General features: G+C 70.8%; 7 protein-coding genes. 5 read left to right on the top strand and 2 right to left on the bottom strand.

Annotated elements, in window-relative coordinates; genetic code table 11:
- Positions 1-37: 37 nt before the first annotated feature.
- Entirely contained in the window at positions 38-553 is a 516-nt protein-coding gene (locus ACFYMO_RS31110; RefSeq protein WP_388550710.1) for a MarR family winged helix-turn-helix transcriptional regulator, read from the bottom strand.
- Positions 554-790: 237 nt separating this feature from the next.
- Here ACFYMO_RS31110 and ACFYMO_RS31105 point away from each other — a divergent pair, with 237 nt between their 5' ends.
- Positions 791-1744, top strand: a complete 954-nt coding sequence (locus ACFYMO_RS31105) for a lysozyme (RefSeq protein WP_366772952.1) — start codon at positions 791-793, stop codon at positions 1742-1744.
- Positions 1745-1817: 73 nt separating this feature from the next.
- On the opposite strand, the gene lon is transcribed toward ACFYMO_RS31105, so the two are convergent.
- Positions 1818-4274 (bottom strand): endopeptidase La, encoded by a 2457-nt coding sequence (gene lon / locus ACFYMO_RS31100; protein ID WP_388550707.1) that lies wholly within the window; start codon positions 4272-4274, stop codon positions 1818-1820.
- Between the two features lie 303 nt (positions 4275-4577).
- Here lon and ACFYMO_RS31095 point away from each other — a divergent pair, with 303 nt between their 5' ends.
- From ACFYMO_RS31095 to ACFYMO_RS31080, 4 genes are all read left to right on the top strand, one after another.
- On the top strand, positions 4578-5354 hold the full coding sequence (locus tag ACFYMO_RS31095; protein WP_366774711.1) for a spermidine synthase: 777 nt from the start codon (positions 4578-4580) through the stop codon (positions 5352-5354).
- Positions 5355-5423: 69 nt separating this feature from the next.
- Positions 5424-6221, top strand: a complete 798-nt coding sequence (locus ACFYMO_RS31090; RefSeq protein ID WP_019354560.1) for a response regulator transcription factor — start codon at positions 5424-5426, stop codon at positions 6219-6221.
- Positions 6222-6310: 89 nt separating this feature from the next.
- Complete coding sequence (locus ACFYMO_RS31085; protein ID WP_366774725.1) at positions 6311-7456, top strand: HAMP domain-containing sensor histidine kinase; 1146 nt, start codon at positions 6311-6313, stop codon at positions 7454-7456.
- A 224-nt stretch (positions 7457-7680) separates the two neighbouring features.
- Entirely contained in the window at positions 7681-11535 is a 3855-nt protein-coding gene (locus ACFYMO_RS31080; RefSeq protein WP_366774712.1) for a multifunctional oxoglutarate decarboxylase/oxoglutarate dehydrogenase thiamine pyrophosphate-binding subunit/dihydrolipoyllysine-residue succinyltransferase subunit, read from the top strand.
- The last annotated feature ends 99 nt before the right edge of the window (positions 11536-11634 follow it).

The following is an 11634-nucleotide window of genomic DNA, read 5'->3' as shown; positions in this document are numbered from 1 at the left end:
CCGGTTCCCCGATGTCCGCGGCTGCTCGCCCTCACTGCTACTCGTCCTGGTCGGCCAGCGAGTTCAGGCGGTGGAGGAGGCGGGCCAGCTCGGCGATCTCCATGCGGTCCCAGGCGGCGAGCTTGCGGGCGTAGGACAGGCGCCGCGCGTCCCGTACCCGGGTGAACCGCTCCCGGCCCTCCGCGGTGAGGCGGACGAGTGAGGCGCGCCGGTCCGCTGGGTCGGTGCGCCGGTCCACCAGGCCGAGCTGCAGCAGCGCGTGCAGCTGGCGGCTTATCGTCGCCTTGCCGACCCCGAAGTAGGCGGCGAGTTCGGTCGCCCGCTGCTCGCCCGCGTCCTCGAGGCGGACCAGCAGTCCGTAGGCCGCGGGTTCCAGGTCGGGGTGGACCTGGCGGGCCATCTCGCCCGAGGAGGCGCGGGCGCGGCGCAGGAAGACGGCCAACTCCCGTTCGACATCGAGGCATTCGGGCCCGAACGGCTCTGCCGGGTCCTCGTGGCCCGCGGGGTCTGTGGACTTCTTGTGCACGTCAGTGGTGCCTCCGGCGTTTTCCATGAAGAAACTTATCTCCAGCGAGCCCGATAGTCGCAGCTCCGCCAGTATTTCGCAGGAGTAGACCAACGGCAGCGGGCGGGGCGTCTTCCGCGTGGCCGGTCTACGCGCGTACCTTCGCCCTGACATGACCACACCAGTGGCGTGTTGTTGCTCCCGCGCGTCGCAGAGCAAAACCCCCCACACCGGTAAATACTACGTACGTACCAGACCCCCACCACCGAGGCTCCGGAGGCAGCGATGCCCAGCTTCAGATCCGGTACGGCCCGTCGCAGACGCGGAACCGCGGCTGTCATCGGGATGTTCGTCTCCCTTCTCGCACTCGTCCTGGCGCTTCCGGGCGCGGCCTCGGCCGCTTCCGGCAGCGGGGACAGCGGTACGAAGTCGGCCAAGGCCACGACACCTGGCAAGGCCTCGGAATCGGCCAAGAGCACCGAGGGCCTGCGCGGCAATCCCAAGGCACCCGCCAAGCGCGGCGAAGCCTGGATGGGCGCGGGCGTGCGGATGCACGAGGGCGACTCCACCGACGGTACCCAGCCCGACAAGAACCGCGCCGGCCTGCTCGCGTCGGTCCACGGCGTGGACGTCAGCAGCCACCAGGGGAACGTCGCCTGGTCGACACTGTGGAACAGCGGGGTCCGCTTCGCCTACTCCAAGGCGACCGAGGGCACCAGCTACAAGAACCCCTACTTCGCCCAGCAGTACAACGGCTCCTACAACGTGGGCATGATCAGGGGCGCGTACCACTTCGCGCTGCCCAACTCCTCCAGCGGCGCCACCCAGGCGAACTACTTCGCCAGCAACGGCGGCGGCTGGAGCAAGGACGGCAAGACTCTGCCGGGCGTGCTCGACATCGAGTACAACCCCTACGGCGCGACCTGCTTCGGCCTGAGCAAGAGCGCGATGGTGAACTGGATCAAGGACTTCACCAGCACCTACAAGGCGCGGACCGGCCGCGACGCGGTCATCTACACCACCACGAGCTGGTGGACCCAGTGCACCGGCAACAGCAGTGCCTTCGGGAACTCCAACCCGCTCTGGATCGCCCGCTACGCCTCCTCGCCGGGCACCCTCCCGGCCGGGTGGGGTTTCTACACCTTCTGGCAGTACACCTCCAGCGGCCCGACCGTGGGTGACCACGACTACTTCAACGGGTCGATGACCCGTCTGAAGGTTCTGGCCAACGGAGGCTGAGCAGTTCCGTCATACCGCGCATGGGAGTGGCCCCCGCCGTCCGGCGGGGGCCACTCTGCGCCGGTCGCGGCCGTCACGCCGCGACCGGCGCCTCCCTCGCAGGTGCCTGCGCGGGTGTCAGCGCCAGCTCCAGGACCTGGCGGACGTCGGAGACCGGGTGGACGTCGAGGCCCTCCAGCACCTCCGCCGGAACATCGTCCAGGTCGGGCTCGTTCCGCTTCGGAATGACCACCGTGGTCACCCCGGCCCGGTGCGCCGCCAGCAGCTTCTGCTTGACGCCACCGATGGGCAGCACCCGGCCGGTCAGCGACACCTCACCGGTCATCGCCACCTCGGGCCGCACCTGGCGACCGCTCAGCAGCGAGGCCAGAGCCGTGGTCATGGTGACACCGGCGCTGGGGCCGTCCTTGGGCACGGCGCCCGCCGGTACGTGCAGGTGGATACCGCGCTCCTTCAGATCGCCGACCGGCAGTTCCAGTTCCGCGCCGCGGGAGCGCAGGTAGGACAGGGCGATGTGCGCGGACTCCTTCATCACGTCGCCGAGCTGTCCGGTCAGGGTCAGCCCGGAGGCGCCGGTCTCGGGGTCGGCCAGCGACGCCTCGACGAAGAGCACGTCGCCCCCGGTGCCGGTGACGGCCAGTCCGGTCGCCACGCCGGGCACCGCGGTGCGCCGCTCGGCCGGGTCCTGCGCGGCCTCGGGGGTGTGCCGGGGACGGCCGATCAACTCGCGCAGCGCGTCCACCCCGACGCTGTAGGGCAGTTCCGCCTCGCCCAGTTGGTGCTTGGCCGCGACCTTGCGGAGCACCCGCTGCACGGACCGCTCCAGCGAGCGGACGCCTGCCTCCCGGGTGTACTCCGCGGCGAGCTTGCGCAGCGCGGGCTCCTCGATGACGACCTCGCCGCTCTCCAGTCCGGCCCGCTCCAGTTGCCGGGGCAGCAGGTGATCGCGGGCGATGGTGACCTTCTCGTGCTCGGTGTACCCGTCGAGTTCGACGACCTCCATCCGGTCGAGCAGCGGCTGCGGCACGGCCTCCAGGACGTTGGCGGTGGCCAGGAAGACGACGTCGGACAGGTCGAGCTCGACCTCCAGGTAGTGGTCCCGGAAGGTGTGGTTCTGCGCCGGGTCCAGCACCTCCAGCAGCGCGGCCGCCGGGTCGCCCCGGAAGTCGGAGCCGACCTTGTCGACCTCGTCCAGCAGCACGACCGGGTTCATCGATCCGGCCTCCTTGACGGCCCGGACGATCCGGCCCGGCTGGGCACCGACGTAGGTGCGCCGGTGGCCGCGGATCTCCGCCTCGTCCCGGACGCCGCCGAGCGCGACGCGGACGAACTTCCGGCCCATCGCACGGGCGACGCTCTCGCCGAGCGAGGTCTTCCCGACCCCGGGAGGTCCGGTCAGTGCCAGCACCGCTCCGCCGCGGCGTCCGCCGACGACACCGAGTCCGCGCTCGGCGCGCCGCTTGCGGACGGCGAGGTACTCGGTGATGCGCTCCTTGACGTCCTGCAGACCGGCGTGGTCCGCGTCCAGCACGCTCTGGGCGCTGGTGATGTCGTAGGCGTCCTCGGTGCGCTCGTTCCAGGGCATCTCCAGGACGGTGTCGAGCCAGGTGCGGATCCAGCTGCCCTCGGGCGACTGGTCGCTGGAGCGCTCCAGCTTGTCGACCTCCTTGAGGGCGGCCTTCTCGACCTCCTCGGGCAGTCCGGCGGCCTCGACGCGGGCACGGTAGTCCTCGCCCTCGTCCTCCGGGTCGCCGTTGAGCTCGCTCAGCTCCTTGCGGACCGCGTCGAGCTGGCGGCGCAGCAGGAACTCGCGCTGCTGCTTGTCCACCCCTTCCTGGACGTCCTTGGCGATGGACTCGGCCACGTCCTGCTCGGCCAGGTGCTCGCGCAGCGCACCGATGGCGAGCCGGAGCCGCTCGACGGGGTCGATGGTCTCCAGCAGCCGCAGCCTCTGCTCGATGGACAGGAACGGGGAGTAGCCCGCGTTGTCGGCGAGCTGGCCGGCGTCGTCGATCTGCTGCACCCGGTCCACGACCTGCCAGGCGCCGCGCTTGCGCAGCCAGTCGGTGATGAGTGCCTTGTACTCCTTCATCTGCTCGGCGACCTGGCCGGGCTCGGGGGCTCCCCGGCCGGAGGCCGGGGAAGGGTCGGGCACGGTCTCGGCGACGGGCGTGCCCTCGACCCACAGGGCTGCCCCGGGCCCGGTCGTCCCGGTACCGACGCGGATCCGGCGCAGTCCGCGGATCAGCGCCCCGGGGTCGCCGTCCGCGAGGCGGCCGGTCTGCTCCACCCGGCCCTCGACGCCGATCTCCGCATAGCTGCCCTCGATCCTCGGGACGAGCAGCACGCGCGGCTTCTCCCCGTCGGGCGCGTCCGAGGCGGCGGACTTCGCGGCATCGACGGCGGCCCGCACATCGTTGTCCGAGAGCTCCAGCGGCACCACCATTCCCGGCAGCACGACACCGTCCTCGGCGTCAATGGGAAGCACGGGCAGGGTGAGCGGTGTGGACTCCAGGGACTCAGCAGCCATGATCTCTCCCTAGGCAGGCAAGTTGAGTAATACACGCTCAATGCTTTTGAGGCTGCTGATGTTCCCCGAGGAGAGGGAGGACGTGTTCGCCGTGAGCGATCGTCCCGGCCCCCGGCACGAGCGGCGACCGCCCGGCCCCCCGCGGCTGCGCCCGTCGGCGCCGGGACGCGTACCCCGCCGCACCACCCGGACGTGGCGTGGACAGCGCACGGCGGACGGGCAGCCCCGCGGAACGCCCCGCCCCGGGGTGCGATTGACGTGATCATTCTCATCGGATCGCCCCGGCCGTCCTACGCTGCTCCCATGTCGAACCCCGCGACCGCCGTGTCCCGCTCAGCCGCCCCGGAGGAGACAGTCACCCTCGAGCGGCGCTCGGGCCCGTACGGCGAGGTGGTCCTGCGGCAGCGCGGTGCACACTTCGAGATCATCGCCAACGGCTGCTTCCTGATGGACACCTCCGACGGCCGCTCGGAACGGCTGCTGGTGCGTGCGGCCCTGGACGAGCTCTCCCAGGGCGGGGAGGACCACGCCGGGCGGACCGTGACTCCCTCCGAGCCCGCGGACGGCCCGGACCGCCCCGCCGGCCCGCGGCTGCTCATCGGCGGCCTCGGGGTCGGCTTCTCGCTGGCGGAAGCGGCGGCCGAGCCGCGCTGGGGCCGGGTGACGGTCGTCGAACGGGAGCCCGCGATCCTGGACTGGCACCGCGGCGGACCGCTCTCCGGCATCTCCGGACCGGCGCTGGCCGACCCGCGCACCGAACTGGTGGAGGCCGACCTGGTGGCTTACGTGCGTCGGGCCGCCGAGACCGGGCCGCGCTTCGAGGCGCTGTGTCTGGACATCGACAACGGCCCGGAGTGGACGGTCACCGACGGCAACTCCACCCTCTACTCCCCCGCCGGGCTGACCGCCTGCCGCGCGGCTCTGGCACCCGGCGGGATCCTTGCCGTGTGGTCGGCCCAGCCGTCGTCCGCATTCGAGGGATCTCTGCGCAATGCGGGCTTCTGCCGCGTTCGGACGGATGAGATCCCGGTCGCCCGAGGCGTCCCCGACGTGGTCCACTTCGCGGCCCGACCGGCGTAGCCGAGGCCCGTAGCAGGCCCTTACGCTGCTGTCCCAGGAAAGCCGGAAGAGCCACAGGGGCGGGGTCGCATGGACCAGAAGAACACCACTCAGACACCTGGCGGCGCTGCCGCCGCGACCACCCCGGGCGCGCAGCGCCGCATCCTCGTCGTGGAGGACGACCCCACCATCGTGGACGCCCTCGCGCGGCGGCTGCGCGCCGAGGGCTTCCAGGTGCAGACCGCGGGGGACGGACCCGCCGCGGTGGACACCGCCGAGGCCTGGCAGCCGGATCTGCTGGTGCTGGACGTGATGCTGCCCGGATTCGACGGCCTGGAGGTCTGCCGCCGGGTGCAGGCCCAGCGGCCGGTGCCGGTGCTGATGCTGACCGCGCGGGACGACGAGACGGACATGCTGGTCGGTCTCGGCGTGGGCGCCGACGACTACATGACCAAGCCCTTCTCCATGCGCGAGGTCGCGGCCCGCGTGCATGTGCTGCTGCGCAGGGTCGAGCGGGCCACTCTGGCCGCGCACACGCCGCGCAGCGGCATCCTGCGGCTCGGGGAGCTGGAGATCGACCACGCGCAGCGGCGGGTCCGGGTCACCGGCGAGGACGTGCACCTGACACCCACCGAGTTCGATCTGCTGGTGTGCCTGGCCCACTCACCCCGCGCGGTGCTCTCGCGCGAACAACTGCTGGCCGAGGTGTGGGACTGGGCCGACGCCTCCGGCACCCGCACCGTCGACAGCCACATCAAGGCGCTGCGCCGCAAGATCGGCGCGGAGCGGATCCGCACCGTGCACGGAGTCGGCTACGCGCTGGAGACGCCGGGCAACCCGGATGGCGCGCCGGCACCGGTCACGGGCGCCGCGGCGGAGAGTTCCTGACGGCCGGAGGGCGGAGCGAGGTGTCCGTTTCCGTGTCCGTCTCCCTCCGGGCGCGCACCCGCTCGTGGGTGCGCCGGATCGTCCGCTTCCTGGGCCGTGCGCTGGTCCGCTGCCGCAGGGCGGCGGCGCGGCAGGGCGCCGAGGCCTGGTCCCAGCTGTGGGAAGGCCTGCGGCCGGTCGACCCGTACCGGTCGGTGAAGGCGGCACTGGGCTGGCTGGTGATCGTCTCCGTGGTGATCACCACGCTGCTGGCGCTCTTCGCCGTGCAGTCGGCGACCGAGCTGCGCGTCATCACGATCATCTCCATCGTGGCCTCGCTGCTGATCACCCAGTTCGTGGCGCAGTCGCTGACCGCGCCGCTGGACGAGATGAGCAGCGTGGCCAAGGCGATGGCCGGGGGCGACTACTCCCGGCGGGTGCGCGGCGAGCGGCGTGACGAGTTCGGTGAGCTGGCTGCGAACTTCAACCGGATGGCGGCCGACCTGGAGGCCGTCGACCAGCACCGCAAGGAGCTGGTGGCCAATGTCTCGCACGAGCTGCGCACCCCGATCGCGGCACTGCGCGCGGTGCTGGAGAACGTGGTGGACGGGGTCTCGGAGGCCGATCCGGAGACGATGCGCACCGCTCTGTCGCAGACCGAGCGGCTGGGCCGGCTCGTGGACCACCTGCTGGACCTCTCCCGGCTGGACAACGGAGTGGTTCCGCTGGGCTCGCGGCGCTTCGAGGTGTGGCCGTATCTGGCCGGGGTGCTGAAGGAGGCCAACATGAGCAAGGGCTCGGGCCACTACCGCAAGGACGTCCATCTGCACCTGGACGTCTCCCCGCCCGAGCTGCGGGCCTACGCGGACCCCGAGCGGCTGCACCAGGTCGTGGCCAACCTGATCGACAACGCCGTGAAGCACAGCCCGCAGCACGGCCGGGTCACGGTGCGGGCCAGGCCCGGCGCGGCCGCCGAGGGCGACGGGAGCCTGGAGGTGGAGGTGCTGGACGAGGGGCCCGGCATCCCCGAGGCGGAGCGGGACCGGGTCTTCGACCGCTTCAACGGCACGCACAGCACCGAGTCGGCCACCGGGCGCAAGGGGGGCGGGATCAGCCCGGGAGGCGGCACCGGGCTGGGGCTGGCGATAGCCCGGTGGGCGGTGGAACTGCACGGGGGCCGGATCAGAGTGGCCGAATCTCCCCGCGGTTGCCGGATCCAGCTCACCCTTCCGGGGACGAGTGAGCCGCAGGTTTGACGTAGCCTCGCAGGTGAAACCCCGCAGACGCGAAATAGGGGCTGCCCGGTTCCGGTGCCGAGGCGGAACCGGGAGTGATTCCCGCCAAATTCCGCCCCGAAACCGCCGCCGCGATGTGATGTACGTGACCAAGAGCGGCCCGGACTCCACCAATCGTCCGGAGAGGCGTAGCCTTTATTTCCGCTGTCCACCACCTAAGGAAGCGGAAGAGGGCGGTTGCCGCCGTGTCGTCACAGTCCCCCAACAGCTCATCGAGCACCACCACGGAACGGAAGGACGGTCCGGGCAAGGACCCCGGCCCGTCGTTCGGCCCGAACGAGTGGCTCGTCGACGAGATCTACCAGCAGTACCTCCAGGACCCGAACTCGGTAGACCGAGCCTGGTGGGACTTCTTCGCTGATTATCAGCCGGAGTCCTCCGACGGAAGCACGGCGCCGAACAGCGCGGGCACCCCCCGGGACAACGCCCCGGCGCCAGCCAAGGCCGCCCCGGCCCAGCAGTCGGCCGCGTCCGGACAGGCCGCGGCACAGCCCGCCGGGGCACCCGCGCCGGCGCAGGCCGCCGCGCCGAAGCAGGCCGCCGCACAGCCGAAGCAGGCACAGCCCGCGCCGAAGCAGGCCGCGCCCGCCAAGCCGGCGGCGCAGCAGCCCGCGCAGTCGGGCGGCGCGAAGGCGGCGGAGGCGGAGAGCGCCGAGGGACCGGAGTACGTAGCGCTGCGCGGCCCCTCAGCGGCCGTGGCCAAGAACATGAACGCCTCGCTGGAGCTGCCCACGGCCACGTCCGTGCGCGCGGTCCCGGTGAAGCTGCTGTTCGACAACCGCATCGTCATCAACAACCACCTCAAGCGCGCCCGCGGCGGCAAGGTGTCCTTCACGCACCTGATCGGCTACGCCATGGTGCAGGCGCTGAAGGCGATGCCCTCGATGAACCACGCGTTCACCGAGAAGGAGGGCAAGCCCACTCTGGTCAAGCCGGACCACGTGAACCTGGGCCTGGCCATCGACCTGGTGAAGCCGAACGGCGAGCGGCAGCTCGTCGTGGCGGGCATCAAGAAGGCCGAGACGCTGACCTTCTTCGAGTTCTGGCAGGCGTACGAGGACATCGTCCGCCGCGCCCGGAACAACAAGCTGACGATGGAGGACTTCTCCGGCGTCACCTGCTCGCTGACCAACCCCGGCGGCATCGGCACCGTGCACTCCGTGCCCCGCCTGATGCCGGGCCAGGGCCTGATCATGGGCGTCGGCGCGATGGAGTACCCGGCGGAGTTCCAGGGCACCTCGCAGGACACCCTCAACCGGCTCGGCGTCTCCAAGGTGATGACGCTGACCAGCACCTACGATCACCGCGTCATCCAGGGCGCGGCGTCGGGCGAGTTCCTGCGCCAGGTGGCCAACCTGCTGCTGGGCGAGAACGGCTTCTACGACGAGATCTTCAAGGCGCTGCGCATCCCGTACGAGCCGGTGCGCTGGAACCAGGACATCGACGCCTCGCACGACGACGACGTCACCAAGGCGGCGCGGGTCTTCGACCTCATCCACTCCTACCGGGTGCGCGGCCACATCATGGCCGACACCGACCCGCTGGAGTACAAGCAGCGCAAGCACCCCGACCTGGACATCACCGAGCACGGGCTCACCCTGTGGGACCTGGAGCGGGAGTTCGCGGTCGGCGGCTTCGCCGGCAAGTCCATGATGAAGCTGCGCGACATCCTGGGCGTGCTGCGCGACTCGTACTGCCGCACCACCGGCATCGAGTACATGCACATCCAGGATCCCAAGCAGCGCAAGTGGATCCAGGACCGGGTCGAGCTCCAGCACGTCAAGCCGGAGCGCGAGGAGCAGCTGCGCATCCTGCGCCGCCTGAACGCCGCCGAGGCGTTCGAGACGTTCCTGCAGACGAAGTACGTGGGGCAGAAGCGGTTCTCGCTGGAGGGCGGCGAGTCCGTCATCCCGCTGCTGGACGCGGTGATCGACGCGGCCGCCGAGTCGCGGCTGGACGAGGCCGTGATCGGCATGGCGCACCGCGGCCGGCTGAACGTGCTGGCGAACATCGTGGGCAAGCCCTACGCGCAGATCTTCCGGGAGTTCGAGGGCAACCTCGACCCGAAGTCGATGCACGGCTCCGGCGACGTGAAGTACCACCTGGGGGCCGAGGGCGTCTTCACCGGCCTGGACGGCGAGCAGATCAAGGTCTCGCTCACCGCCAACCCGTCCCATCTGGAGGCCGTCGACCCGGTCCTGGAGGGCGTCGCACGCGCCAAGCAGGACATCATCGGCAAGGGCGGCACGGACTTCACTGTGCTGCCACTCGCCCTGCACGGCGACGCGGCCTTCGCGGGCCAGGGCGTGGTGGCCGAGACGCTCAACATGTCGCAGCTGCGCGGCTACCGCACCGGCGGCACCATCCACGTGGTCATTAACAACCAGGTCGGCTTCACCGCGGCCCCCGAGTCGGCGCGCTCCTCGATGTACTCGACGGACGTCGCCCGCATGGTCGAGGCGCCGATCTTCCACGTGAACGGCGACGACCCGGAGGCCGTCGTCCGCGTGGCGCGGCTGGCGTTCGAGTACCGGCAGGCGTTCAACAAGGACGTGGTCATCGACCTGCTCTGCTACCGGCGCCGCGGTCACAACGAGACCGACAACCCGAAGTTCACCCAGCCGCTGATGTACGACCTGATCGACCGCAAGCGCTCGGTGCGCAAGCTCTACACCGAGTCGCTGATCGGCCGGGGCGACATCACGCTGGAGGAGGCCGAGCAGGCGCTCCAGGACTTCCAGGGCCAGCTGGAGAAGGTCTTCACGGAGGTCCGGGACGCCACCTCGGCGCCGGCACCGGCCGAGGTCCCCGCGCCGCAGGCGGAGTTCCCGGTGCACGTGGAGACGGCCATCAGCCAGGAGGTCGTCAAGCGGATCGCCGAGTCGCAGGTCAACATCCCCGAGCGGGTCTCGGTCCACCCCCGGCTGACGCCGCAGCTCCAGCGGCGCGCGCAGATGGTCGAGGACGACACGATCGACTGGGGCATGGGGGAGACGCTCGCCATCGGCTCACTGCTGATGGAGGGCACGCCGGTCCGGCTGGCGGGCCAGGACTCGCGCCGCGGCACGTTCGGCCAGCGGCACGCCGTGCTGCTGGACCAGAACACCGGTGACGACTACACGCCGCTGCTGTACCTCTCCGACGACCAGGCCCGCTACAACGTCTACGACTCGCTGCTGAGCGAGTACGCGGCGATGGGCTTCGAGTACGGCTACTCGCTGGCCCGCTCGAACGCGCTGGTGATGTGGGAGGCGCAGTTCGGCGACTTCATGAACGGCGCCCAGACGGTCATCGACGAGTTCATCTCCTCGGCCGAGCAGAAGTGGAACCAGACCTCCGGGGTCACCCTGCTGCTGCCGCACGGCTACGAGGGCCAGGGCCCGGACCACTCCTCGGCCCGGATCGAGCGGTTCCTGCAGCTCTGCGCGCAGAACAGCATGACGGTCGCGATGCCGTCCCTGCCCTCCAGCTACTTCCACCTGCTGCGCTGGCAGGTGCACAACCCGCACCACAAGCCGCTGGTCATCTTCACCCCGAAGTCGATGCTGCGGATGAAGGCGGCGGCCTCGAAGACGGAGGAGTTCACCAGCGGCGGGTTCCGCCCGGTCCTCGGCGACACCATGGTCGACGACGGCAGTATCGATCCGGCCAAGGTCCGCAAGGTGGTCTTCTGCTCCGGCAAGGTCTACTACGACCTGGACGCCGAGCGGGCCAAGCGCGGGCTGACCGACACGGCGATCATCCGGCTGGAGCGGCTCTACCCGCTGCCCGGAAAGGAGATCCAGACCGAGATGGCGCGGTTCTCCAACGCCGAGAAGTACATCTGGGCCCAGGAGGAGCCGGCCAACCAGGGCGCATGGCCGTTCATCGCCCTGAACCTGGTCGACCACCTCGACCTGATCATCGGCTCGGAGCCGGTGCCGAACGCGGACCGGCTGCGCCGCGTCTCCCGGCCGTCCTCGTCCTCGCCCGCCGTGGGCTCGGGCAAGCGGCACGCGGAGGAGCAGGCGCAGCTCATCAAGGAGGTCTTCGAGATCTGAGCGGTCCTGCCGTACGAAGCCGAGGGCCCCGCCGCGCATCTGCGGCGGGGCCCTCGGCCGTGCCGGAGGCGGACCGCGTGCTGCTGCGGCGGCCCGGCC

Origin of the sequence: Streptomyces sp. NPDC007025 (genome assembly GCF_042869455.1) — a bacterium.
In the GTDB taxonomy this organism is placed as follows: Bacteria; Actinomycetota; Actinomycetes; order Streptomycetales; family Streptomycetaceae; genus Streptomyces.
Note: the sequence above shows the minus strand (reverse complement) of the source record. Positions and strands in the feature narration are given on the sequence as shown.